Genomic DNA, 26,346 nt, shown 5'->3' with positions numbered 1-26,346 from the left:
AAAAACAAGTGCACCACATCCATATTTTTTTGCACCCAAAATATACATAAAAACAGCAGTGCAAAAAAAAGATGCACACACAAAATGGGCATCTTCCTTAGATTTAATCTGTCTTTTAATGCGCTTGATTCAGTACCTTGCGATAAGTCAGCACCGCCACAATCAATAGAATCGGCAATAGCATCTCCACCCCTTCCTCAATGGTCATGATCATGACCTGCGTATGTGGTATGAGCTGAATATTGAATTCCTCCCTGAGGGTTGACGTCGTGCGATCCAGAACCTTGCTCAGTCCGCCACAGGCAATGGTCAGGAAGATAAAAAAATGCGCAATATTCAAAGAATCTTTCATGCTGCGTATGGTGTTTACCAATTTTTTTGCCAGTACCAGAAAGACAAAAATAATGCCGAGCAATAAAATAAAGCCCAGCAGCTTGTCCATGAGCGGAATTTCAGCACTGCGATAGAAATTGGTTTTAATAAAGCTGTCGTCAAACAGTCGCTTATGAAAGTCCATTTCCCTGAAGCCCAACAATATCGCAGCAGCAGCGGTAAATATCCGGGTATTCAGTTTAATTTCAGTATTTAGCAGACACAGCATGGCCAGCAAGTACCATAGCCAAGGACTAAGCACTTCAAAAGCGCCCGACTCACTGAATAAATACTGGGTTACTGACAGCGGTGCATTCAACGCAGTATGCACACAAATACTCACATAGAGCGCAATCAGCAGGAAACTAATAAACAGGATATGAGCGGTTCTGGAAAAGGACATGATCAAAACAGGAGAAAAAGCAAAGCAGGATTTTATCACTTTTCATCCAAATCACATACTCTAGTTTCGACTGCCGAGTATCTTTAAAAATTTTCCAATAAAAAACGCCTCTTGGTACAGAGACTAAGAGGCGTTTTAAACTGTATTCAGGAATTAGATTTTAGAAACCAATTCAGGAATAACAGTGTTCAAGTCACCAACTAACCAGTAGTCAGCCACTGCATTGATTGGCGCTTCTTCATCTTTGTTGATCGCAACGATCACTTTAGATTCTTTCATACCGGCCAAATGCTGAATTGCACCAGAAATACCGACAGCGATGTACAGGTCAGGTGCAACGATTTTACCGGTTTGACCAACCTGCATATCGTTAGGAACGAAGCCAGCATCTACTGCAGCACGTGATGCACCTTGTGCAGCACCAAGCTTGTCCGCCAATGGATCAAGGATCGCGTGATAGTTCTCACCAGAACCCACACCACGACCACCAGACACCACGATGCGAGCAGCTGTTAATTCAGGACGCTCAGACTTTACGATTTCTTCGTTGATAAACTTGGAAATGCCTGCATCGCCAGCAACAGTCGCAGCTTCTACAGAGGCAGAACCGCCTTCAGCAGCAACAGCATCAAATGCTGTACCACGAACAGTTGCCAGTACGACAGTTTCGCCTGACTCTACAGTTGCAATCGCGTTGCCTGCATAGATCGGACGCTTGAATGTTTTAGGACCATCGACTGCGATGATGTCCGTAATCATGCTCACATCAAGAAGCGCAGCTGCACGTGGTAAAATGTTTTTACCAGTGGTAGTCGAAGCAGCAAGAATATGACTATAACCTTTACCTAATTCAGCAACCAGTTTCGCTACGTTTTCAGCCAGCTGGTTTGCATAAGCAGCATCATCAGCAAGTACGACTTTGCTTACACCCGCAACTTTCGCTGCTTGATCAGCAACTGCTTGAGCGCCAGAACCAGCAACCAATACAGTGATATCACCACCGATTTTTTGCGCCGCAGCAACAACGTTTAAAGTAGCAGCGTTTAATGCTTTGTTGTCGTGCTCAGCGATAACTAAAATACTCATGATTTTTATCCTTCTGTATTAGATCACTTTCGCTTCGTTTTTCAATTTTTCTACAAGCTCGTCTACAGACTTCACTTGTACGCCAGCTTTACGCTCTGCAGGTGATTCAACTTTTACTGTTTTCAGTTTAGTTGTGGTCGTTACACCAAAATCTGCAGGCGACTTGTTATCAAGCGGTTTTTTACGCGCTTTCATGATGTTTGGAAGCGCTGCATAACGTGGCTCGTTCAAACGCAAGTCAGTGGTAATAATGGCTGGAAGTGCAAGTTCAACAGTTTGTAAACCACCGTCTACTTCACGTGTTACTTGTACTTTGTCGCCATCTACTTTCACTTCAGAAGCAAATGTACCTTGGCCCGCACCCATTAGAGCGCCAAGCATCTGACCAACCTGATTAGAGTCGTCATCAATGGCTTGCTTACCTAGAAGGATTAATTGTGGTTGTTCAGCTTCAACAACACCTTTCAGGATTTTAGCAATTTCTAGCGCACCGAGCTGGCTGTCATCAGCTTCAACCAGAATACCACGGTCAGCACCAAGCGCCATTGCAGAACGGATCTGTTCTTGCGCTTCTTTAGGACCAATAGAAACAACAATGATTTCTGAAACAGTTCCTTTTTCTTTTAAACGAACCGCTTCTTCCACTGCGATTTCACAGAATGGGTTAATTGACATTTTAACGTTGGTTAAGTCAACACCACTGTTGTCCGGTTTAACACGAACTTTAACGTTGGCATCAACCACACGTTTTACAGCAACAAGAGCCTTCATGTAATCCTCGGCTGTTTTAGCAAATGTAAATGTTGAGAAAAGTTAGTGTAACTCTTCACTTAAATTTTTTTAGGTGCCCTATCTTGCAATGTGTACGGCATTTCGGTCAAGTCACAATTCAACAAAGAGCTGTAAAAATGCGTAAATTTACCTGAACGATGCGTTCACAATTAATTGTTATCCATTTATTACAATGAAATGTATAAACATTTACTTAAAATTTAAGCATTGATTTATATTATTTTTTTATTTGATTAGTCACATCAATAGTTCTGATTGAAAAGCTGTACGCAAAATGAAATGAAAGTAGTTGGCAGCAAAACTGGCAGGATGAACCCACAATCATATTTGTCATTTTAGACAGAAATCTTCTTTGAAACGGATTTGGCCCACTAAAAAGACCAATTGACTGAATAAGCAACCCGCTCACTTATAGATACGCCAGGAAAGTCATCTCTTTTTCAAATGCTTTTAACCATAAAAAAAGCATACTGTGAAAAGTATGCTTTTTGAATCGGGCTTAATTGATGATGAGCCAGCTTGCTGCAAGCGCCAATAAACCACCAGAACTTCCATCTACCCATTTTTGTTTACGTTCATCAATCTGGGTTTTCTGGCTGATTTTACTGAACAAAATACTTAAGCCACAATACACCACAAAAATCAGACCAATAAAAATAAAGGACAGAATCAAACCTTGACTGACAGTATTGGCCGATTTATCAATAAACTGCGGCAAAATCGCAAAATAAATCAGCATGCCTTTCGGGTTTAATAACGCAGTAAAAAAACCTTTTTGAATCGGATTGGCTGATGTCTTTTTCTCAATGTTCAGCACACTTTTACTGAATACTGACTTGAACAGGCCAAAGGCCAGATACAGCAGATAAGTAATTCCGAGCCAGCGAATCGTTTCAAACAGCACCGGAAAGGACACAATAATCGCAGCAATTCCGAGTGCGACCAGAATCGAATGTACCAGATAACCACAACACACACCGACAGTCGCCATCATGCCTGCTTTTGCATCTTTACCCATTACTTGAGACAGGATAAATAACATATCGGGTCCAGGCGTAAAAATCAGGGGAAGCACGGTCAGTGCAAAGAGTACAAATACAGACATTTCCTTTTCCTTTCAAACTCCAGAAAGTGAAACAAGTATCTGCGATTTTTTACAAAATTGGCTTTCAATTTATTTTATAATAAGTCTTATTTTTCGAATATTATTCTAATTTATGAAAATATCCACCAAGTCTGTGCGGGTAAAACTTGATCGAATTGATAAAAATATCATTCGACACTTACAAGCCAATGGCCGTATTCAGAATAACGATCTGGCGCGGGAAATCGGACTTTCGCCTTCCTCCTGTTTGCGGCGGGTCAAATTACTGGAAGATGCGGGTGTGATTCAGAATTACACCACCATTGTCGATCAGCAGAAAATTGGCTTTCAGCTGATTTTGTTTTCACGGATTTGGCTGGTCGGTCAAGATGCTGAAACCATTGACACCTTTATTGAGGCCATGAAAGAACTGCCTCAAGTGATGGAGTGCTATATCATTTTGGGAGAGAGTGATGCCATGCTGAAAGTTGTGGTGCCTGATCTGGAAAGTTACCGTAAATTCCAGTCGACCCATCTGACTAAAAAAAATGGTATTACCAGTGTTAAAACCGATTTACCGAGTCAGATTATTAAACAGAGTTTCCAATTGCCTTTAGAAGATTTATAAACGAATGGATTAAGAGTGACGATGGCGTATTTTTAATTCCAGCGCTAAATAATCATAGCCAGCTTGAATCAACCGCTATGTTGCAGATAGATAGATCGCAAGTTTGACGATAAGAAAAATATCAGGTTGCCTTGTTTAAAGACAACCTTTTTCTTGAGTAAAGCCGAGATACTAGGGAGTTTAGGCAGTTGCTTGTGCTAAAAAATCACGATGAATATGGCTTAAATCCACCAATTCATAGTCTGATAATTCAAAAACTGTCCAAATCGCAATCGCATCTTCTTTTAAATCGACCGCTTGGGTCGCACGATTCGACACTTGCCACTGTAAATCAGAAATCCATAAATAGTATTGTCCTGTCATTGCATTAAATGCCTGAACTTTACCATCGGCATTAATCCCTTGAATGATGGCACCTTCAGGTAAAGTCGCTGCAAGACTCGGTAAGCTAATGTCCACAAAATGCTTGATTTGTCGCAAACCATAACCGGCAAACATTTCTTTTTGAGCTGCGCTTAACTGTGCATATTTTTGTTCTATATCTGCAATCACTATTGTGTCCATATCAATTCCCATCCGCCAAATGCTGAGACTTTGCTCAGTCATACTTCATTTTAAATATTAATTACTCGTTCTTGTTATACCTGAAATGACGCATTTAACGAATAAGACAATAGTGAAATGCCCCAACAGAACGCCAGTTCTCAGTTCAATTCCATTTTAAGGTTTAAATATGAAAGTTTTATGCCAAAAATATATATTCATGATTTTTACTTTCTACCACTTGGCGCATGATCAATCCTTTTTATGCTGTGCACGCGGATGCGCCTGATCATAAATTTGTGCCAGATGATCAAAATCGACATGGGTATAAATCTGGGTGGTGCTTAAATTACTGTGGCCCAGCATTTCCTGAACCGCACGTAAGTCGCGGCTATTCGACAGCATATGACTGGCAAAGCAGTGACGTAACAAATGCGGATGTAAATCCACATTGACGCCTGCGCGCTGCGCCTGAAACTTGACCCGATTTTCAATTTGGCGTGCACCCAGTGGATTGCCCTTCTGGGTAATAAATACATTCGCTTCTGGCACAAAGTCGCCATTCCATAAAGGATAAACCTGCAACCAGGCCATGACACTTGCTTTGGCCTTGGAGCCAAAAGGCACGATCCGGGTTTTATTACCTTTACCAGTAATACGTAGCAACTGCCGGTTGAAGTCGATATCTTTGATTCTGAGGTTTTGTAATTCGGCCAGACGCAACCCACTGGAATACAGCAACTCCAGAATGGCTTTGTCCCGGAGCCACATTTGCTGCTGGATTTCATTTTCAGGCGCAGGCTGATCGATAATCTGATTCACGGTTTCAATATCCACCATGCCCGGCAAAGGACGCGATTGGCGCTTTAACTGAAAATCATCCGCCGGATTAAAGGCGAGATGCTGGGCCTGCTCTGCCCATTTCATAAACTGGCGAATGGACGACAGCATGCGCTGAAGACTACTGGGACTCAGCTGATGCTGTTCAACTTTTTCAGCCAGAAACTGGCGCAGGTCTGTGGCTTCTACATCGTTTAAATTGAGCTGCTCACGCTGGCAAAATTCTAAAAAATCCGAGACATCACGAGCATAGGCCTGCAAGGTATGTTTAGACTGGTTCTGGATTTCACGTTCTTTCAGCCACATATTGAGCAAAAGTTGAGGGGGCACAGTCACTGCCTGCTCCATTTAAAGTTGCTCCAGATAATCTTGAATCAGTGCTGCCACCTGATCTGCATGAGTGTGGGCAAAGAAATGATTTCCGCCTTGGATGATATGCAGTTTTGCTTTAAATATTTTTTCTAAGTATTGTCCTACTTGAATGGTGCTTAGAGGATCATGATCTGCCCAAATTAGCAAAATGGGAATTTTAAGACCGGCGAGCTGATCAGGATTAAATTCAGTGTGATCTTGTACAAACCAGTTCGGTACTGCTTTAAACTGTTCACGATAATCTGTTCGCCAGTCGGCACAGTGAAATCTCTTCAAATTCAAACCGCCTGATGTCGCCAACAATACCAGCCCTTTGACTTTTTGCGGATACTTAAGCGCCAACCCAACTGCCAGTACACCGCCCATCGACTGGGCAATCAGAATGGAGTCATCCTGAATCTGCCTATTTACTAGTTCTTGCAAATCATACAGGTTTTGAATGGCTACATTTGGCGTCACCCCATCAAATCCTGGATAGGCAATGACCTGCTGATCTGGATATTCGGTTAATGCTGCCCTTAACGGCTGCCAAAAACCTTGGCTGCCAGATGCACCCGGTAAAAATACAAGCTGATTCATGAAGGCATAATCATGCATATTAAATTTCAGTTTCATCCTAACATAAAAAAAGCACCGTTCTGAGCACGGTGCTTTTTTAAAACTTAATGCCGATTAACCCTGAAAATAACGCAAATCCAGACGCCCTTCATACACGGTCGCCGTTGGTCCGGTCATCCAGACCACATCGCCTTCTTTCCACTCGATCTGCAACTTGCCACCTGCCAGCTCGATTTCAACCTTGCTCGACAGCAGACCACGGCGCATACCGGAAATGGCTGCGGCACAGGCACCTGTACCACAGGCCAAAGTCTCGCCGACCCCACGTTCATACACACGCAAACGCGCATGTTTTTCATCAATGATCTGCATAAAGCCAGCATTGACCCGTGCCGGGAAACGCGCATGCGCTTCAACTTGTGGGCCAATACGTGCCACATCGGCAGCAATCACATCCGGTACAATCGTCACCGCATGTGGATTACCCATATTCACCACATCAATGCTCAGCTTTTCACCGCTAGCAAGCTCAATGTCATACAGGCTTTCCGGTGCATCGGCCAAAAATGGAATGTCCTGTGGCAGGAATTTCGGATAGCCCATATTGACCCGCACCCAGCCATTGGCACCCAATTCCGGTTCAACAATACCAGACTTCGTCTGTACCTTGATTTTGGTTTTGCTGGTCAGCTGACGGTCATGTACAAACTTGGCAAAACAGCGCACGCCATTGCCACATTGTTCTACTTCCGAACCATCGGCATTAAAAATCCGATATTTAAAATCTGCACTCGGTACGTCTGGTGGTTCAACCACCAGCAGCTGATCAAAACCAATACCAAAGTTACGATTGGCCAAGCGCTGAATGGTGACCGGATCCAAATAAGCGCGCTGGCTGATCAGATCAACCACCATAAAGTCATTGCCCAGACCATGCATCTTGGTAAATTCTAATAACATCTCGATTTAGTCCTTAAGGCAATAAACGCTCACGTTCCCAGAGTGATTCAATCGTCTCACGTTCACGAATCAGATGTGCCTGATCTGCATCAACCATCACTTCAGCCGCACGGCCGCGACTGTTGTAGTTTGAGCTCATCACAAAACCGTAGGCACCTGCGCCCAAGACTGCCAGTACATCATTTTCTTTGATTGCCAATTCACGCTCTTTACCGAGGAAATCACCGGTTTCACAGATCGCACCTACCACATCCCATTCTTTAGTTTCAGCATCATTACGCGGCGTCACTGGCTGAATGTCCATCCATGCTTCATATAAAGCCGGACGAATCAGGTCGTTCATCGCCGCATCAATGATGGCAAAATTACGATGATTGGTCGGTTTGAGCAGATCGACTTTGGTCAGCAATACACCCGCATTGGCAGAAATACTACGCCCCGGCTCCATATACACTTTCAGGCCCAATTTTTCTAATGCTGGACGTAGCGCATTGGCATATTCTTCAACCGATGGCGGGGTTTCATCTTTATAAGTCACCCCCAGACCACCACCAATATCGATGTGTTTGAGGTGGATACCCATTTCTTTGAGCTGGTCAATCATGACAATGACACGATCCAGCGCATCAACAAAAGGCTGGGTTTCGGTGAGCTGTGAACCGATATGACAGTCAATCCCGACCACATCCAGATTGGCCAGTGACGCCGCATATTGATAGGTTGCAAATACGCTATCAGATGGAATACCGAATTTATTTTCTTTTAGACCGGTTGAAATATAAGGATGGGTTTTGGCATCGACGTCCGGATTCACGCGCAATGAAATCGGCGCTTTAACATTCAATTCAGCCGCAACCTTTTGAATACGATCCAGCTCGGCATGAGATTCCACATTAAAGCAGGCAATGCCCACTTCTAAGGCTTTTTTAATATCTGCTTCAGTTTTACCCAGACCCGAAAATACAATTTTTGCGGCATCACCACCGGCTTTCAGTACACGTGCCAATTCACCGCCGGTCACAATATCAAAACCGGCCCCCTGTTTGGCCAATACATTCAATACCGCAAGATTGGAGTTGGACTTTACCGCGAAACAGATTTGATGATCGATAAAGTTAAAAGCACGGTCCATATCTAAAAAATGCTTTTCCAAGGTGGCTTTGGAATAAACATAGAGAGGTGTGCCAAATTGCTCTGCGAGCTGTTGTAATGAACATTGCTCAGCGTGCAATACCCCATTAATGCGGGTGAAACTCATGAAGGTATCCTTTCTTTGAAAGCGTTAAGGTGTAGTCGTTGAATCTGATGCTTCAGGCGCAGCAAACTGTTGTTGCACAGGGGCATCTCGTTCTTCATCGGAGGCTTTGGATTCAGCTTCGGTATTTTTATATAACAAATACTTGGCACGCTTGTCGTAATCTGGATCATTCGGCAAGTGCAACGCACCTGACTGCCCACAAGCTGCAAGAACAAGACTTGTCGCCAAGATACTGATGTAGCAAATGACTTGATGCATCTGACCACCTAATTGAATAGTGTTTCGATGAAGTATAACGCGATGATCACCATGACCAAAGCGCTAAAGCCTAGAGATTATCTTTAGCGATAAAAAAACGCCAGCAGATCGCTGACGTTTTTATTGATAAGGTTTATTTATGTTTCTGTTTATAGAAACCGAAATAGCCAATAACCAGAAGGATAAACCAGATCGGGCTGACCATCAGTGCTTGACGGGTATCGTCTTCCAGCGCCAACACCACGATCATGCTCAGGAAGAATACGATCACAATCCAGCAGGTCACCAGACCGCCCGGCAACTTAAAGGTCGATTTGGCATGCAATTCTGGACGTGTTTTGTAGTACACGATATAGCTCCAGATAATGATGATCCAGACACAGATAAACAGAATCGTGGATAAAGTCGTTGCTAAAGTGAAAGCGCGGACGGTATCTGGAACGAAATACTGTAGTGCTGCACCCAGCAACAAACATACCGCAGAGAAATACAAGGCATTTGCCGGAACTGCACGACGGTTTAAGCGACCAAAGGCAAGTGGTGCCTGCTCTTCACGCGACAGACCGAACAGCATACGGCTGGTCGAGAATACCCCACTGTTCATCGATGACATCACCGAGGACAACACCACCAGGTTCATGATGATCGCAGCTGCGGCAATACCAGCCTGACTAAACAGATTCACAAAGGGCGAGATATTTGGATCAATCTGATTCCATGGCGTTACCGACATCACAATCAAAAGTGCCAGTACATAGAAAATAATGATACGGATCGGAATCGAGTTCACTGCTTTCGGCAGGTTCTTTTCCGGATCTTTGGTTTCAGCTGCGGTCGTACCCACCAGCTCTACACCCACGAAGGCAAAAATCGCAATCTGGAACCCGGCCAGGAAGCCCATCGCTCCAGTCGGGAAGATACCGCCATGTGACCAGATATGACTAAATGACGCAACTGTGCCGGCATCCGAGGTAAACCCGGTAAAGACCATCCACAGGCCAACGGCAATCAGCACCACAATCGCGATAATCTTGACCAGAGCAAACCAGAATTCCATTTCACCAAACAGTTTGACCGTGACCAGGTTCAAACCCATGATAAACACAATCGCGGCAACGCTGATCATCACTCCTTCTTCAGGACTAAAGGGCAAGCCATTATTGAAGAATTGCAGGTAATAAATAATCGCGGATAGATCTGCGATCCCGATAGTGATCCAGCACAGCCAGTAGGTCCAGCCAACAAAGTATCCGGCCCAAGGCCCGATCAGATCCGTGGCAAAATCAATGAATGATTTATATTGCAAATTCGAGAGCAACAACTCACCGAGTGCACGCATTACCAGAAATACCATAAAACCGATGATCATATAGATCACCAGAATAGAAGGACCTGCGAGACTGATGGTCTTGCCCGAACCCATAAACAGGCCGGTTCCGATGGCGCCACCAATGGCAATAAGCTGTAGATGCCGATTGGATAAACTTCGCTGTAACTCACCGTGCTCTGCCGATGAACTGTTATATTTTTCTGACATTATTGATTTCAACTTCGAGTTTTACTCGCGACAAATTAACGTAAAAAAGCCTGAATACAAAAAGAAAAATCACATCATTTGTATTTTCTGCCTAAACTGTAAAGTTCATTTATTTTTCTTATATCTCACTCGCGCCAGCTTAACGCTTATTTTTTCGACGCCCGAGATTCAAGAAACTTCTTGTCAAAGCAGCAAAACCATGTAAAAACTAGAACACAATTCCGCCATTTTAAGTATTCAGGATGAATACCGATGGCACAATAATTGCTTTTTAATCAATATCTCGAATTACATAGACATGGATCAATAAGAAGAATTTTATGCAAAATTTACAAAGTTTAATGGAGACTTTAAGCGGCTGGGTCTGGGGCCCTTATATGCTGGTACTGATTGTCGGCACCGGGATATTCCTCACTTTCCGCTTATTGTTCTGGCAATTCCGTATGTTGCCACTGGCCTTCAAACAGGTCTTTGGCAAGCATCCCGAGCACTCAGGTGATATTTCCCAGTTCGCTTCACTGATGACTGCACTGTCTGCCACGATTGGTACCGGTAATATTGCCGGCGTAGCCACCGCCTGTGTGCTGGGTGGTCCGGGTGCGGTGTTCTGGATGTGGATGACTGCCCTGTTTGGTATGGCGACTAAATACGGCGAAGGTGTCCTTGCAGTCAAATACCGAATTAAAAATGAAAAAGGTGAAATGTCGGGTGGTCCGATGTACTACATCGAACGTGGCCTGAAATGGAAATGGCTGGCGCTGATTTTTGCATTGTTCGGGACACTGGCCTCTTTTGGGATCGGCAGTTCAGTGCAGTCCAATACTGTTGCACTGGCAGTTGAAAACAGTTTGGGGATCGAAACCTGGATGACCGGTATTATCATTACTGCCTTTTCAGCACTGGTGATTCTGGGCGGGATTAAATCGATTTCCAAGGCATCTTCGGTGATTGTTCCAATCATGGCGGTAGGCTATGTGGCTGGTGGTCTGGTCATTATTCTCAACAATTTAGAACTGGTAGCGCCTGCACTAAAAATGATCTTCACCTATGCTTTTACCGGTGAAGCTGCAGTAGGCGGTGCGATTGGTGCGGCGATTCGTTATGGTGTAGCACGTGGGGTATTCTCGAATGAAGCCGGCATGGGCTCTGCGCCGATTGCAGCCGCAGCAGCAAAAACCGACCATCCTGCCCGTCAGGGTCTGGTCTCTATGACCGGTACTTTTATTGACACCATTATTGTCTGTTCAATTACTGGTATTGTTCTGGTCATGGGCTACATCATGGCCGGTAATTCATTTGGCGATCAGACCGGTGCAGTACTGACGATTGGCGTCTTCGACAAACTCCTGCCCGGTGTCGGTGGCTGGGTCGTCACCTTCGGAATTATTTTCTTTGCTTATTCCACGATTTTAGGCTGGAGCTACTACGGCGAAAAATGTGCCACTTACTTGCTCGGCGAAAAGTTCGTTCTACCCTATCGTATTATTTATATTGCATCGGTTTTTGTCGGCTGTATCGCGACACTGGATCTGGTCTGGTTATTTGCCGATACCTTTAATGGTCTGATGGCGGTTCCCAACCTGATTGCATTGCTGTTATTGTCTGGCGTGATTGCCAAGGAATCGAAAGACTTCATCGCAAGGCGTAAATCTGGTGAACTTTATTAACTACCTTATTGCTTAAATCCCGAACCAAGAGAATAAAAAGCCACATCAATTGTGGCTTTTTATTACTAATTATTCGAAATTCAAATCCAATATTCATGTTCTATGAGCGTAAACCGCCCCATTCTGGTAATTTGCCGTCAGATTCGAGTTCAAGTGCCAGTCCTAAAGATAAAACAAAAAACTGAATGCCTTCAATTTTCATATTGCCCTGATCATCTTCCAAGTACTCGCTCAGTTTTTGATAAGTTTTATGCTGCAGGTCAAAAGGTACATCCAGATATAGACTGCCCGAATACACGTCACTGCGGACTGTGGGCTCAATGCCCAAACACGGTATATAACGGATACCCTGTTGCTCTAACCAGCCGATAAACATTTGCCGAACCGAGTGAGCGTCCTGATCTGGGTATACATACTGTTCAAAATGCACAAACAGCACATCACGGTTTTTTTCACGTGCGATCGCATCAATATGTTTCAGCAATTGTGACAAGATCTGTTCCATTTCAGCATAACAAGACGGGCATTATAGACGGCGTTGATACACAACATCCGAATAAGCACAAATAAAAACGACAAGCCTTGTCGTAAAAACCATGATTTCTCAGGTGAAAGGCTTGGTTTTAGATCACATTCACCGCTATGCTGTCAGTCAATTTCAATCGCTTCATCTTAAAATATGGCTAAAGCAAAAAGTGTCTATCGTTGTGAACAATGTGGTGCAGATCATCCGAAATGGTCGGGACAATGTTCGGAATGTGGGGAATGGAACAGCCTGACTGAGGTCAGCATTGCACCTGCGGTTACACATCGGGCTCAGCCAAAAATCGCGGGTGGATATGCAGGTCAGGCATCTACAATCACCATCTTAAATCAGGTCTCAGTCTCTCATGAAACACGCTTACCGACCGGTATCAGTGAGTTTGACCGGGTTCTGGGTGGCGGACTGGTAACGGGTTCAGTGGTTCTGATCGGTGGTGATCCCGGCATTGGTAAATCAACCATTTTGCTGCAAACAGCCACGCATATGGCCTCTGCCAAAAATCCGGCCTTATATGTCACCGGCGAAGAATCCCTGTCTCAGGTCGCATTACGTGCCCAGCGTCTGGATCTGCCAACCGATCAGCTCAAGGTCATGGCAGAAACCTGTGTCGAACGCATTTGTGAAGTATTGGCCCAGCAACGTCCTGCCGTCGCAATTCTGGACTCAATTCAAACCCTGTATACCGAGACCTTACAATCAGCTCCAGGTGGAGTCTCGCAGATTCGTGAATCCGCTGCCCTGCTGACCCGTTTTGCCAAAAACAGCGGTACCTCTTTATTTCTGGTCGGTCATGTCACCAAAGAAGGCGCCTTGGCAGGCCCACGCGTACTTGAGCATATGGTCGATTGTGTGCTGTATTTTGAAGGTCAGTCCGATTCACGTTACCGGATGATCCGTGCCGTCAAAAACCGTTTTGGCGCGGTGAATGAACTCGGGGTGTTTGGCATGACCGACAAAGGGCTGCGCGAAGTGTCCAATCCATCTGCAATATTTTTAAGCCGTTATGATGAAGCGATTCCGGGCTCGATTGTCATGATCAGTCGTGAAGGCACGCGTCCACTCCTGGTCGAAGTACAGGCTTTGGTCGATGATGCGCATGGTCAGCCACGACGGGTCGCGCTGGGTCTGGACCAGAACCGCCTGAATATGCTCTTGGCCGTCATGCACCGGCATGGTGGTGTACAAACCTCAGGTCAGGATGTGTATGTCAATATTGTTGGTGGTCTTAAAATTACAGAAACCGGCTCCGATCTGGCGGTACTTCTGGCCTGCGCTTCCAGTATTCGTGGCAAGGCCTTACCACAACAACTGGCTGTTTTTGGGGAAGTCGGGCTGTCTGGTGAAATTCGTCCCGTGCCAAATGGACAGGAGCGTCTGAAAGAAGCGATCAAGCATGGTTTTAAATACATTATTGTGCCACGTGGCAATGCACCGCAAAAAACCATTGCAGGCGTGCAGATTATTGCTGTTGCCCGTTTGCATGAAGCCCTGAGTGAAGCCATGTCTTTAAGTGATGAGCTAAATTAAGCATCAGGCAGTGAATTTGCAGTAAAGCGCAAAAAATACAGATTTTTGATTGAAATTCCACACAAAGCCTATATAAATAGACTGTACAAATAGGTTTTATTCTCATAGGAAAAATGAATGCAAGTTCGACAGCGCGGTTTGATTACAGGTATCTTGACAGCAGTATTATTGGTTGCGCCTTTTGCTGCTGAAGCAAAACGTGCCGGTGGCGGTAAAAGTCACGGTATGCAACGTTCTGCACAGCCTACCCAATCTTATCAACAACCTCGTCAAGCTGCGCCTGCTCAACAAGCGCCAGCTGCCGGTGCTGCAACCCAGCAAAAATCTGGCCCAGGTGTGGGTGGTATGGTTGCTGCCGGTGTAGCGGGTGCTGCGATTGGTGCCGTAGCTGCCAATGCATTGGCCGATGATCAAAGTGTGGCAGCGTCTGAAGCTCAGGCGGCTCCAGCAGAAGAGGAAAAAGGTGGTATTCCAGGCTGGATCTGGATCCTGCTTGCTGCTGCTGTTGCCTTCTTCATTTTCCGTAAGATGGGCGCAAAAAAAAAAGTAGCTTCTAATCCATTTGCACCAAATAGCGGTGCTGGTAATACAGCACCTTTTGGTCAAGCACCGACTGCACCTCGCGGTGGTGACAATAGCAATATCTTTGGTCAGAATGTTGGTGGTCAAACGCCAAGTACTAATGCACCGTTTGGTTCTGCGCCGGTAAATACGGCGCCTTTCGGCACGGCTTATACCCAAAGTGGTAGCCAGTTACCGGATGGTACTGAACCTGCCGCGTTCTTGCGTGTCGCACGTCAGCGTTTTAACCACATTCAGTCTATGAATACGGCAAGCAATATTTCGGAAATTCAGCGTTACCTAACTCCTGATCTTTATCAGTCAATGCGTAATGACATCATGAGCAATCAGGATCAGGATGTTGCCGAGTTTTCAAATCTGAATGCCATGGTGGTAGATTCATCGACTGACAATGGTCAGTATATTGTCAGCGTACGCTTTACCGGTACGGTAAGCGAAGACTTGAACAGCTTGCCACAACCGTTTGCAGAAATCTGGCATTTCACTAAACCAGCAGGTTCAAATCAGGACTGGGTGGTTGCAGGTATTCAGCAAGACTAATTCTGAACAGATAATATTTAGACAGCGGCTTTCGAGCCGCTGTTTTTATTTTTAAAGCTTATATTTTTTAATACCCCCCTTTTAGCCTGTCCAATAGTTCTTTTTATTTTTCATATAAATAGTTTGATGTTTCGTATTTAAAATATAAACAATAATTGTTATCATTCGCATCGAAATAGCTTAACAAGTTTAATAGATAGAATTTTCGATGATGAGTAGTCCGAATATGCATGCAATAGCGACTGAAAGAGTTACTGCACCGAGTCCATCGAGCAAAAATAAAGTTAAAGCAAATCTGCTGGTTTATCGTGGGATGATTTTATATCGCTTTCTTCTGGCTGGTGTCGGCGGTTATATGCTTGCCTCGCTGGCTGCCATCGTGATTGCCCAGATGTTTATGGATGCAGGAAGCAGTGCTGCCATGTCAGCCACCCTGATTGGTTTTAGCCTGAATACCGCAGCCTTTATTTGGGTATTTATGGTCAACAAAACTATCAAGGCAACGCTCGGAATCGTAATTCCCAGTGTTTTGCTCTATATCAGCTATAAATTCCTAGGAAATTAAGATGAGAGTAGATGCAAAACAGGAAGGGCCACGCCAGTCGATGTCATGGTTGCATACCTGGGCCAGTCTGATTTTAGGCTGGCTTTTATATGCGATTTTTTTAACTGGAACTTTAAGTTTTTTCCAGAATGAAATCAGCATCTGGATGAAACCGGAATTTCATCAGTCAGTCCCACAAAAGTCCCAAATCGAACAGACCCGTGTCGCATTGGCTTATCTGCAACAGCATCATCCGGATGCCGGCAGCTGGGCAATTCAGCTGCCTAACTCACGCCAGAATACCACCATACTGAATATTCGCGGTGCCGGTGAAGATCCGCGTGCCCGTCATGGCGGTACCCGCCTAACCATTGACAGTGCAACCGGTGAAGTGCTGCAAGCCCGTGAAACACACGGTGGTTCATTCTTATACCGTTTTCATTTTGAACTGTACGGACTGCCCCGAATCTGGGCGCGCTGGATTGTCGGCATTGCAACCTTGCTCATGCTGGTGGCGATTATCAGCGGTGTGATTACCCATAAGAAAATTTTTAAGGATTTCTTTACTTTCCGTCCTGGCAAAGGTCAGCGCTCCTGGCTGGATGCCCATAATGCAACGGCGGTATTTGCCCTGCCGTTCCATATCATGATTACCTTTAGCGGTTTGTTACTGCTGCTGTTTACCCTGATGCCTTGGGGTGTCAACCAGATTTATGAAAATCGAGGCGCATTTCTGCAAGATCAACGTAAGAGCTTGATTCAGGACAATAGCGTTCAGGCTGAATCCGGTGATAGTGACCAGCGTCGACCGCGTAGTGAGGGAGAGAATCGTGGTGAACGTGGTGATATGTCTGCACGGGGTGAAGCTCGCCGTTCGCGTGGCGATGCGTCACCTGCCCGCCCTGCGCCATTGGCAGACTTAGCGCCCATTCTTGCAGCAGCAGAAAAGCAATGGAAAAACAATCCGGTTGCTACAATTAACATCATCCAGCCAAATACCGCCAAAGCTGAAATTGAACTTCGTGCCTTAAATGGGGTTAGCGTAGCCTATCGTAATGTTTATCCGAGTCTGGCTTTCAATGGCGTGACGGGTGAATTAAAGCCGGATCAAACCACACTGAAAACACCCTCGGTTGCAAACGGTATTTATAACGTATTTACCACACTGCATGAAGCACGTGGCGTGGACTTGGCTCTACGCTGGTTATTGTTCATGTCTGGTGTGGTCGGCACATTCATGATTGCGACTGGTTTGATTCTGTGGTGTGTCAAACGCGCACCACAACAACAAAAGCAAGGCTATAAATCTTTTGGTTATCGTCTTGTAGAAGTCACCAATATCGCTGCCATTATTGGTTTACCGATTGCCTGTGCCGCCTACTTTTATGCCAACCGTTTTATTCCGGCAGACATGGACATGCGACTGAACTGGGAGATTCGTAGCTTCTTTATCGTCTGGTTGCTGACCTTAATTTACGCCATAATTCGTAGCAATCGACAAGCCTGGCTAGAGCTACTCGTGCTTGCCACTGTGGCATTCGCATTGTTGCCAATCATTAATTTCCTGACTGGCGGTCAGACGATCTGGAATACCGTCCTGAATGCTCAATGGATGATTGCTTCTTTTGATCTGGCGATGTGGGTGCTTGCTATCCTGTTCTGGTTTGCATTCAAGAAAGTGAAAAATCATAAAAGCTTGCCACCGAAAAAATCCAAAGTGATGCTCAAGGAGAATCAGGCATGATGTTCTTCTTATTGATTTGGGCTTTGACATCTCTCGGTTTGTTTGCGCTTGCCGCATCCATGTCCAAACATCAAAAACAGATCTTTGCTCAAGAATTAGATACGTCCAAAACCAGACTGGCCAGCATTCTTGGCTGGGTAATATTGATTCTGGCACTTATCCTGTGCCTGTTCGCTGGAACGATCAGCAACATGATCAGTTATTGGCTCGGCAGTTTGACTTTTGCGGCCCTGGTCGTTGGTTTAAGCCTGAGCTATCTGGAAAGTAAAATTAAAGTAATCGCCTCAATCTGTGTGGTAATCGCCGTGATTTCAGCAATCATTTGCTTGGTCTAAAATTCTAATTTACCCCCTCATACTTGAAAAGCTGATCTTCGGATTGGCTTTTTTAATTTAAACCTTTAGTCTACGCATAATATTTTTGAGATGTTGATATGACCCAGCGTGTTTCTCCCTCTGCTGCCCTGACCAATCTTGCCTTAGCAGGCAATGCTGAAGCGCAATTTGAATTGGCTGAACTGTATATGCAAAGCGAGCATGATGATGACATCATTCTGGCTGAAGAATGGGCATTGAAAGCTGCCAACGGCGGACTGGTTGATGCGATGTACTGGTTAGGTGAAGGTTATACCGTTTATGCCAAAGAACTGACTGAAGAAGATCCGGAAGAATCTAAAGCTCACTTTGAGTTAGCCTATTACTGGTTAAGTAAGGCCAATATCGAGAAGCACCCTGCTGCGACTTTAGAGCTGGCCGGTTTTTACCGTCGCGGTGATGTAATTGAAAAAGACGTGGAAAAATCGATTGCTTTGGTCAAACAAGCCGCGGAACTTGGCGAAGTTCAAGCAATGCGCGATCTTGCATTTATTTATGCCAATGGTTTAGGCGTAGATGGCGATGAAGAACAGGCTGAGTTCTGGACTCAAAAAGCAGATGCTGCTGAAACTAAATAAGTAAGAAAAGCCCGTCAGATGATGGGCTTTTTATTATAAAAATAGTCTGGCTCAATTGAAAAAGCACCTATATATTAGTCATTAATATTAATAAAATTCTGATAACAATATGGCTTACCAAGCAACAGTATTAAACGTAATGATCGCTTCACCAAGCGATGTCGCAGAAGAAAGACGACTTGTTCGTGATGCAATCTATGAATGGAATGCAATTCATTCTAAGCAATTTAATGTAATGTTAAATCCTATCAGATGGGAAACTCATGTAGCACCTGAAATGGGTAATAGGCCTCAAGAAATTATCAATAAAAGTATTCTCAATGATGCCGACATTCTGATTGGAATATTTTGGACTCGATTAGGTACAGACACTGGGGAATACGCCAGCGGCACTGTAGAGGAAATTTCCAGACATATCGACTCTCAAAAACTGACTTCAATTTATATCTGTGATAAACCTATTCCCCCAAGTCAAATTACTGAACAATATCAAAAACTACAAATTCAAATCAGGGAGTGGAAGCCAAGTGGCGTACTAGAATTTTACAATGATTTATCTATTTTTAAGCAAAAAATTAAAGATCATTTATCTCTTCATATCCAGCAAAATACATACATTCAAAATATCTTAAATAATCTAAAAATCATTGATTTCAAAAACCCTAAACTCTTAAAACAAAAAAATGAATTAAGCGAGAGAATGATGCAACTTTTACTAAGTGCTGGTGAACGCGAAAGTGAAATTCAATTTTTACAAAATATTGATTCTACCCAACTGCATGCTGGCGATTTACATTTGAATTTAAATAGCCAAAGAGAAATTTCTCAATGGAAAACGGCTATCACTGATCTAAAGAAATCAGGATTTATTAATGATCTTGGCAACAATGGTAGGCTGTATGAATTAACTGGTTTAGGCTGGAATACTTTTGATCAACTAAAAGCTCAAAGCTTAGAAAACAATTAATATTATCTTTTTTCAACTTGGCTCATTCATAGAATCCAAGTACAATACTGCGCTAGTCGAGGGATGCTGCGACGTTTTACAGGCACTAAATGTAAAATCGCTAGGCTCGACCATCGGTCAGACATTCGTTCTGATCAACAACGGCATCCGCGAACAGAACGATCCAATCTATTTTTTCCTAGGAGATCCTGATGAACGCGGTTACTGCTTCATTTACAGATTACAAAGTTGCTGATATTTCACTTGCTGATTACGGCCGTAAAGAAATTAAACTTGCAGAAGCTGAAATGCCAGCCCTTATGGGTCTGCGTAAACGCTATGCTGCTGCTAAACCACTTGCAGGCGCGAAAATTCTCGGCTGTATCCACATGACCATTCAAACTGCTGTTCTTATTGAAACACTGGTTGAATTGGGCGCCGAAGTTCGCTGGACTTCATGTAACATCTTCTCTACTCAAGACCATGCTGCTGCTGCAATTGCTGCTGCGGGTATTCCTGTTTTTGCTTGGAAAGGCGAAACTGAAGAAGAATACATGTGGTGTCTTGAACAACAAATCAATGTCAATGGCACGCCTTGGGATGCCAACATGATTCTTGACGATGGCGGTGACTTAACGCTACTTGTTCATGAAAAATACCCAGAAGTGATTGCTAAAATTCACGGTGTGACTGAAGAAACCACGACAGGTGTTCAACGTCTGTACGAAATGCTTCGTGATGGCACGTTGAAAGTTCCTGCAATCAACGTAAACGATTCTGTTACTAAATCTAAAAACGACAACAAATACGGTTGCCGTCACTCACTTAACGACGCAATTAAACGTGGTACAGATATGCTGTTATCTGGCCGTCGTGCGCTTGTGATCGGTTACGGTGACGTGGGTAAAGGTTCTGCTCAATCACTTCGTCAAGAAGGCATGATTGTACGTGTTACTGAAGTTGATCCAATCTGTGCGATGCAAGCATGCATGGATGGTTACGAAGTTGTATCTCCATACAAAAATGGCGTGCAAACAGGCAAGAAAGAAGACGTAAATACTGACCTTCTTCAAAACACTGACCTGATCGTAACAACAACTGGTAACTACCATGTTTGTGATGCAGCGATGCTTGATTCACTAAAAGCGGGTGCTGTGGTATGTAACATCGGTCACTTTGATACTGAAATCGACACCAACTACTTACGTGGTTACAAGTGGGTTGAAGTGAAGCCACAAGTACACCAAGTATATCGTTCAGAAAATGAAAACGATTACCTCATCCTTTTATCTGAAGGTCGTTTGGTGAATCTTGGTAATGCGACTGGTCACCCATCACGTATTATGGATGGTTCATTTGCCAACCAGGTATTGGGTCAAATGCATTTATTCGCTGAGAAATTTGCTGATCTTCCAGAATCTGAAAAAGCTGCGCAAATTCGTGTAGAGCTTCTTCCTAAGAAATTAGACGAAGAAGTCGCTGCTGCAATGGTTGCAGGTTTTGGTGGTGTTCTGACTCAATTAACTCAAGAGCAAGCGGATTACTTAGGCGTTCAAGTTGAAGGTCCATTCAAGTCTGATGCTTATAAATACTAATTAAACTCCACCCTCTCCCTAACCCTCTCCCATAGGGAGAGGGAACATTCATTACCAAATGTATGTCATCGAGGGTAAATCCTCTCCTGAGCGTGCTTAAAGCACTGCTTTGAAGCTCAGCGCAAGAGAGGATTTAGGAGAGGTAAAACTAATTAAAAAGTATTTATAAAAAGGATTTGAACATGTCTAAACAGATTCCAATTTCATTTGAATTCTTCCCGACCAAAACTGATGTGGGTGCGGAAAAACTCAAAGTGGTTCATCAAGAACTACAATTGCTCAATCCAGAATTTTTCTCTGTAACTTATGGTGCAGGTGGTTCAACTCGTGAACGCACCCTGTCTACCATCAACGATTTTAATGGCAAAGGTGCACCGGTTGCCCCTCACCTGTCATGTATCGGCGATGACAAAGCGCGTATTGCAGAACTGCTTGATCTGTACAAATCACAAGGCATTGACCGTATTGTTGCCCTCCGCGGTGACTTGCCATCAGGTCAGGTTGGTTTGGGTGAATTACCCTATGCCGCTGATCTGGTTCGCTTTATCCGTGAATATTCAGGCGATCATTTCAAGATTGAAGTCGCAGCTTATCCGGAAATGCATCCTCAGGCAGAAAGCTTTGATCAAGACATCCAGCACTTTGTTGAAAAAGTACAAGCTGGTGCCAATGCAGCATTAACCCAGTTCTTTTTCAATCCAGATGCTTATTTCTACTTTGTAGATCGCATCCAGAAAGCCGGAATTGATATTCCTGTGGCGCCGGGCATTATGCCAATCACCAATGCCAGCAACCTGATCCGCTTTGCGGACGGTACCGGTGCCGAGATTCCACGCTGGATTCGCAAGCAACTGGCAACCTATGGTGATGATACTGCCAGCATCAAAGCCTTTGGCCACGAAGTTGTGGTTAAATTCTGTGAGCGTCTGCTTGCAGGTGGCGCACCAAGCTTGCACTTCTACACCATGAACACCACTGATCCTACACGCCAACTTGTAAAAGACTTAGGTCTAGCATAAGTTTTTAGGCTGCATTGATCTCACCCATTTTCTCCCCTTGGGAAAAACACAAAGAGGGTGTAAATAGCAATGCAGTCTTGTTTTGTTCCATCTGAGAGTAATCCCTCCATGCCACGTTTTTTTATTGAAGCAGACTTAAATGTTGATACTACGGTTGAGTTAACGGAAACCGTTTTTCATCATTGGGTAAAGGTATTACGCGCTCAAGCGGGCGAAGCCGCGACCCTGTTCAATGGACAGGGTGGCGAATATGAAGTGACCTTAACTGAGGTTGCTAAAAAATCAGCCACAGTATCGGTCAATGCATTTAATCCCGCCAATCGCACACCCAAGTTCCAGGCCTTGCTCGGTCAGGTGATGAGCAAAGGCGACCGCATGGATTATGCGATTCAAAAAGCTGTGGAATTGGGCGTTTCAGAAATTCAATTGCTGACTTCGGATCGTTGTGAAATGCGCTTGAAGTATGATCGTGACCAGAAAAAACTGGATCACTGGCAAGGGATCGCGATTGCAGCATGTGAACAGTGTGGACTGAATATTGTGCCTAAAATTTTAGCACCAATATCACTTGAAAAATGGTTGGAAACCGAGCTACCCAAGACCAAACTGGTTTTGGCGCCCAATAAAGATGAAACAGATGTACTGGCAGATGCGACCCTGGATATTGCACTGCTGATTGGCCCTGAAGGCGGTCTCAGTGAGGCAGAAATTACAGCGGCAAATGCAAAAGGTTTTCTAAACTGGTGTATTGGTGAACGCGTACTACGTACCGAAACAGCCCCTGTCGTGGCCCTTTCAATTTTGAACTATAATCTCTAGTTCATCAGGCCAGTAAAAATTTGTCTTTAATTTTGTTGATTTTTATTCCTAAGACCTCTAATCTCGACGAAAGAATAATAACTATTGATGAGTTAATTTTACACATTTCCTGGAGTTTTTTTATAAGAACAATACATAGGGAAAAACGTTTAGGATGAATACAGGCATTGAATCACATGGTTGATAAGCAAGACGACTATATCCAGCAGCATTTGCATCATGCTCAGATTGCGAACACACTTCGCCATAGTCGCTATTTTTTAATCAGTATAATGGTGATTTGCCTTTATATTTTTTGTATTTATCACCTTCAATATCGTCCTTCCAATACCTATTTTAATACCTGGTTTATACTGACCGAGCTACTGGTCAGTATGTGCTGGTTGGTGAGCACACTTTATTTTAAGCCTGAACAATATGATTTGAAAGGCGCACATCGCTGGTTACAGATTCAGAGTCTTGCCGTCGGGAGCTGTATTGCTGTCGGTATTTATACAATTTATTACTATTTGCCGCAGGCCAATCCCGCATTCGAAGATATTGAAGCACTGACCTTATCTGCTCTGCTCCTGATTGTGACTCAGGCATTTGGCTTGACTTATCTGACCCAAAAACTCAGTTATTTCTGCCTGGTATTTTTACCCTCTTTATTCCCTTTTTTATTGTCGCAAATTTATCATGTCAGCCTTTCCAATCCCTTCTTCAGTCTGGCCTTAAATTTTGCGGTGATTGTCATTCTGCTGTGTGCCAATAGTAGTTATCGTATTCATCGCCGGACATCGCGCTTGTATGCAGAAAACAGTCTGCTGGTTAAAAATGCCGAACAGCAAGTGGCCTGGACTGATGAGCTGTGCCAGCAACTGCAAACTGAAGTCAATAAATCCAAAGATATTGAATTACAATTACAGCTCAACAATCAATTACTGGAACAAAAAGTACGGGAACGTACCTATGATATTGAACAGATTAATCATCATTTGAAAAATCAGCAACAGAACCTGGATCTTGCCCATGAGATTGCCGGCATTCGCCCATGGGACTGGAATATCAAAGACCGTCTCATTACATTAACCAATCATAAAGATGAAAAAATTCTGCGTGATTCCAAAGATCATCATCTGCAATTAGAGCATCTGATTCACCCTGATGATCTGGACTATTTTAAGCGCAACATGAAACAGCATTTGCGTGGTCAGATTGAGCGTTATGATGCCACTTACCGGATTCTGCTCAGTGATGGCAACTGGAACTGGGTGCATGATATTGGCCGCGTGATTAGCCGTGATCCTAAAAATAACAAACCTTTGCGAATGGTAGGTATTCGTCGTGATATTCAGCAGGAACGTATTTCTCAAGAACGTTTAAAACTGGTTGCCAGTGTACTGGAACAGGCCGCGGAAGGGATTTTTATTCTCAATCCTGAACTGTATTATATTGATGTTAATCCTCACTATGAATACCTGAGTGGCTTTGAGCGTGAGCAGATCATCGGTAAGTCTTTATTCGATCTTGTTGCACAAAATAAAGCTGAACAGCGCAGCAACCATGCCAGTATTATCAAACAGCTTCAAAAGATTGGCTCCTATGATGGCGAGGTATACGCCAAATTCATGTCTGGCAAACAATCCGCCTTATGGTTACACATCAATGCCGTCACCGATGATGAAGGCCGGATTACCCATTATGTCGGGATTGTCTCGGATCTGACCGAACGCAAATTACAGGAACAGCGCCTGTCTTATCTGGAAAATTATGACCCACTGACCGATTTACCGAATCGTTTCTATTATAACTATCAGCTGCATCAATATCTGGTCTCGCAAAAAGATTCCATTCAGCAGATGGCCGTGATTCGCCTGAATATCGATCGCTTCCGTCCATTAAATGAATATCTATCCAATAATGGCGGGGATGAACTTTTACGTCAGGTCGCGCAACGCCTGCGCATGAATAATGCAGAAGCCTTGTTTGTGGCGCATCTGAATGGTGATGATTTTGCGATTATCTATGAGATTTCACATATTCGCCCTTCAGTACAGCGACACTGTGAACGCATCGCGCAGGCATTTACCACTCCATTTAATATTTACGGTCAGGATTATGTGATCACGCTTTCCATGGGCGTGGCATTTTATCCAGATCATGGTCGTCAACTCGATTATTTAAACAACTGTGCCGAACAGGCCCTGAACGAAGCTAAAAATCTGGGCGGCAATACCATTCACTTTTATTCTAATCAAAGTGATGGTCTACAAGAAACGGGGATTTTTCTGGAACGGGATTTGCGTAAAGCCATCCAGAATAATGAGTTGATTGTTTATTATCAGCCAAAAATTAATTTCAGTGATCAGCGCATTTATGGCTTTGAAGCCTTGATTCGCTGGAATCATCCCGAAAAAGGCATTATTCCACCCGGCTTGTTTATCCCTTTAGCCGAACAGACCAGCCTGATTTCAGATATTGGCCGTCTGGTCATCCAGCAGACAGCCAAACAGATTCGCCAATGGAACAATCTGGGCTTTAATCATATTTGTGTATCAGTCAACGTCGTGGCGCAGCAATTGCGCCGCGGTCAGTTACTCGATGACCTGGATCAGGCCATTGCCGACAACCAGATTTCAGGTGCCAGTCTGGAACTGGAAATTACCGAATCGTCTTTAATTGAAAATTCGGAAGCAGTCAAAAACCTGCTGAACGAAATCAAACAGCGACAGATCCATATTGCTCTGGATGATTTTGGCACGGGGTATTCATCCCTGTCCTATCTTGCTGATTTCCCGATTGATACCCTAAAAATTGACCGCAGTTTTGTGTCCAAGATTGGTGAAAACAAACAGGAAGCCATTGTCAGTGCCATGGTGGCGATGGGTAAAGCCATGGGCATGACCGTGGTCGCGGAAGGCATCGAGACTGAAGAGCAGTTAGCATATCTACATGATTTAGACTGTGATATCGCTCAAGGATATTTATTCTCCAAACCGCTGCCAGAAGAGGACGCCACTGCGTATTTGACACAAAATATGACCAATGATTCTTATACTTATCAAGTCTAAGTTTATACCCTACCCCAATAAGATTGTTGGAAAAACGGCCGTCTTTGGCTGTGCGAACTGGCGAACAAATGGTATATTCGGGGACATAAATAAATTTTTTACCCGCTGACCGGGTAATCTTTA

The 26,346-nt window shown here is 44.1% G+C and carries 25 protein-coding genes; 13 read left to right on the top strand and 12 right to left on the bottom strand.

The window, feature by feature from the left end:
- Nucleotides 1–115: 115 nt before the first annotated feature.
- The 4 genes from FTV29_RS07010 to FTV29_RS06995 all read right to left on the bottom strand — a co-directional run bounded on the left by FTV29_RS07010 (nt 116) and on the right by FTV29_RS06995 (nt 3,758).
- The gene (locus tag FTV29_RS07010) at nt 116–775 is read right to left on the bottom strand and encodes a hypothetical protein (protein WP_074383377.1); all 660 of its coding nucleotides are present in this window, start codon (nt 773–775) and stop codon (nt 116–118) included.
- Nucleotides 776–928: 153 nt separating this feature from the next.
- Nucleotides 929–1,861 (bottom strand): FAD-binding protein, encoded by a 933-nt coding sequence (locus tag FTV29_RS07005; protein WP_180075267.1) that lies wholly within the window; start codon nt 1,859–1,861, stop codon nt 929–931.
- Between the two features lie 18 nt (nt 1,862–1,879).
- Nucleotides 1,880–2,632 (bottom strand): electron transfer flavoprotein subunit beta/FixA family protein, encoded by a 753-nt coding sequence (locus FTV29_RS07000; protein WP_005097655.1) that lies wholly within the window; start codon nt 2,630–2,632, stop codon nt 1,880–1,882.
- A 520-nt stretch (nt 2,633–3,152) separates the two neighbouring features.
- The gene (locus FTV29_RS06995) at nt 3,153–3,758 is read right to left on the bottom strand and encodes a LysE family translocator (protein WP_180075266.1); all 606 of its coding nucleotides are present in this window, start codon (nt 3,756–3,758) and stop codon (nt 3,153–3,155) included.
- Nucleotides 3,759–3,870: 112 nt separating this feature from the next.
- Between FTV29_RS06995 and FTV29_RS06990 the strand changes: the two genes are divergently transcribed.
- Nucleotides 3,871–4,365: an Lrp/AsnC family transcriptional regulator gene (locus FTV29_RS06990; protein WP_004645712.1), complete on the top strand. Its 495-nt coding sequence runs from the start codon at nt 3,871–3,873 to the stop codon at nt 4,363–4,365.
- A gap of 180 nt (nt 4,366–4,545) precedes the next feature.
- Here the strand turns inward: FTV29_RS06990 and FTV29_RS06985 are convergent, their stop codons facing one another.
- From FTV29_RS06985 to FTV29_RS06955, 7 genes are all read right to left on the bottom strand, one after another.
- On the bottom strand, nt 4,546–4,929 hold the full coding sequence (locus FTV29_RS06985; RefSeq protein WP_005265835.1) for a hypothetical protein: 384 nt from the start codon (nt 4,927–4,929) through the stop codon (nt 4,546–4,548).
- A gap of 231 nt (nt 4,930–5,160) precedes the next feature.
- On the bottom strand, nt 5,161–6,096 hold the full coding sequence (gene xerA / locus FTV29_RS06980; protein ID WP_005265836.1) for a site-specific tyrosine recombinase/integron integrase: 936 nt from the start codon (nt 6,094–6,096) through the stop codon (nt 5,161–5,163).
- A complete protein-coding gene (locus tag FTV29_RS06975) occupies nt 6,097–6,699 on the bottom strand; it encodes an alpha/beta fold hydrolase (protein ID WP_257224493.1) in 603 nt (200 codons plus the stop codon).
- Between the two features lie 93 nt (nt 6,700–6,792).
- Entirely contained in the window at nt 6,793–7,638 is an 846-nt protein-coding gene (dapF, locus tag FTV29_RS06970) for a diaminopimelate epimerase (RefSeq protein WP_100534855.1), read from the bottom strand.
- A gap of 13 nt (nt 7,639–7,651) precedes the next feature.
- On the bottom strand, nt 7,652–8,896 hold the full coding sequence (lysA, locus tag FTV29_RS06965) for a diaminopimelate decarboxylase (protein WP_005097661.1): 1,245 nt from the start codon (nt 8,894–8,896) through the stop codon (nt 7,652–7,654).
- A gap of 24 nt (nt 8,897–8,920) precedes the next feature.
- A complete protein-coding gene (locus FTV29_RS06960; RefSeq protein WP_005097662.1) occupies nt 8,921–9,154 on the bottom strand; it encodes a lipoprotein in 234 nt (77 codons plus the stop codon).
- 133 nt (nt 9,155–9,287) lie between these two features.
- The gene (locus tag FTV29_RS06955; RefSeq protein ID WP_005097664.1) at nt 9,288–10,691 is read right to left on the bottom strand and encodes an amino acid permease; all 1,404 of its coding nucleotides are present in this window, start codon (nt 10,689–10,691) and stop codon (nt 9,288–9,290) included.
- A 320-nt stretch (nt 10,692–11,011) separates the two neighbouring features.
- Here FTV29_RS06955 and FTV29_RS06950 point away from each other — a divergent pair, with 320 nt between their 5' ends.
- Complete coding sequence (locus tag FTV29_RS06950; RefSeq protein WP_005097666.1) at nt 11,012–12,358, top strand: sodium:alanine symporter family protein; 1,347 nt, start codon at nt 11,012–11,014, stop codon at nt 12,356–12,358.
- A 100-nt stretch (nt 12,359–12,458) separates the two neighbouring features.
- Here the strand turns inward: FTV29_RS06950 and FTV29_RS06945 are convergent, their stop codons facing one another.
- Nucleotides 12,459–12,863 carry a hypothetical protein gene (locus FTV29_RS06945; RefSeq protein ID WP_005169959.1) on the bottom strand — a complete coding sequence of 135 codons (405 nt, stop codon included), beginning with the start codon at nt 12,861–12,863 and terminating at the stop codon, nt 12,459–12,461.
- Nucleotides 12,864–13,037: 174 nt separating this feature from the next.
- On the opposite strand from FTV29_RS06945, the gene radA reads away from it, so the two are divergent.
- The 11 genes from radA (at nt 13,038) to FTV29_RS06890 (ending at nt 26,223) form a co-directional block, all read left to right on the top strand.
- The gene (radA, locus tag FTV29_RS06940) at nt 13,038–14,429 is read left to right on the top strand and encodes a DNA repair protein RadA (protein WP_005097669.1); all 1,392 of its coding nucleotides are present in this window, start codon (nt 13,038–13,040) and stop codon (nt 14,427–14,429) included.
- A 117-nt stretch (nt 14,430–14,546) separates the two neighbouring features.
- Nucleotides 14,547–15,551, top strand: coding sequence for a Tim44 domain-containing protein (locus FTV29_RS06935; RefSeq protein WP_005169956.1), 1,005 nt, complete (start codon nt 14,547–14,549; stop codon nt 15,549–15,551).
- Nucleotides 15,552–15,759: 208 nt separating this feature from the next.
- Nucleotides 15,760–16,116 (top strand): hypothetical protein, encoded by a 357-nt coding sequence (locus FTV29_RS06930; RefSeq protein ID WP_180075264.1) that lies wholly within the window; start codon nt 15,760–15,762, stop codon nt 16,114–16,116.
- A gap of 1 nt (nt 16,117) precedes the next feature.
- Nucleotides 16,118–17,839 carry a PepSY domain-containing protein gene (locus FTV29_RS06925; protein WP_180075263.1) on the top strand — a complete coding sequence of 574 codons (1,722 nt, stop codon included), beginning with the start codon at nt 16,118–16,120 and terminating at the stop codon, nt 17,837–17,839.
- Complete coding sequence (locus FTV29_RS06920) at nt 17,836–18,174, top strand: DUF3325 domain-containing protein (RefSeq protein ID WP_180075262.1); 339 nt, start codon at nt 17,836–17,838, stop codon at nt 18,172–18,174. Before FTV29_RS06925 ends, FTV29_RS06920 begins: the two co-directional genes overlap by 4 nt.
- 98 nt (nt 18,175–18,272) lie before the next feature.
- A complete protein-coding gene (locus FTV29_RS06915; protein WP_180075261.1) occupies nt 18,273–18,791 on the top strand; it encodes a tetratricopeptide repeat protein in 519 nt (172 codons plus the stop codon).
- A 109-nt stretch (nt 18,792–18,900) separates the two neighbouring features.
- Entirely contained in the window at nt 18,901–19,758 is an 858-nt protein-coding gene (locus FTV29_RS06910; protein ID WP_159138231.1) for a DUF4062 domain-containing protein, read from the top strand.
- A gap of 191 nt (nt 19,759–19,949) precedes the next feature.
- On the top strand, nt 19,950–21,332 hold the full coding sequence (gene ahcY / locus FTV29_RS06905) for an adenosylhomocysteinase (protein ID WP_100534859.1): 1,383 nt from the start codon (nt 19,950–19,952) through the stop codon (nt 21,330–21,332).
- 182 nt (nt 21,333–21,514) lie between these two features.
- Nucleotides 21,515–22,351, top strand: a complete 837-nt coding sequence (gene metF, locus FTV29_RS06900; protein ID WP_100329083.1) for a methylenetetrahydrofolate reductase [NAD(P)H] — start codon at nt 21,515–21,517, stop codon at nt 22,349–22,351.
- 108 nt (nt 22,352–22,459) lie between these two features.
- Nucleotides 22,460–23,170 (top strand): 16S rRNA (uracil(1498)-N(3))-methyltransferase, encoded by a 711-nt coding sequence (locus tag FTV29_RS06895; protein WP_034608453.1) that lies wholly within the window; start codon nt 22,460–22,462, stop codon nt 23,168–23,170.
- Nucleotides 23,171–23,346: 176 nt separating this feature from the next.
- Nucleotides 23,347–26,223: a bifunctional diguanylate cyclase/phosphodiesterase gene (locus FTV29_RS06890; RefSeq protein ID WP_180075260.1), complete on the top strand. Its 2,877-nt coding sequence runs from the start codon at nt 23,347–23,349 to the stop codon at nt 26,221–26,223.
- Nucleotides 26,224–26,346 lie beyond the last annotated feature (123 nt).

This window comes from Acinetobacter sp. YH12254, assembly GCF_013417415.1.
Lineage (GTDB): Bacteria > Pseudomonadota > Gammaproteobacteria > Pseudomonadales > Moraxellaceae > Acinetobacter > Acinetobacter pseudolwoffii.
This window is presented reverse-complemented; position numbering and strand designations above follow the sequence as displayed.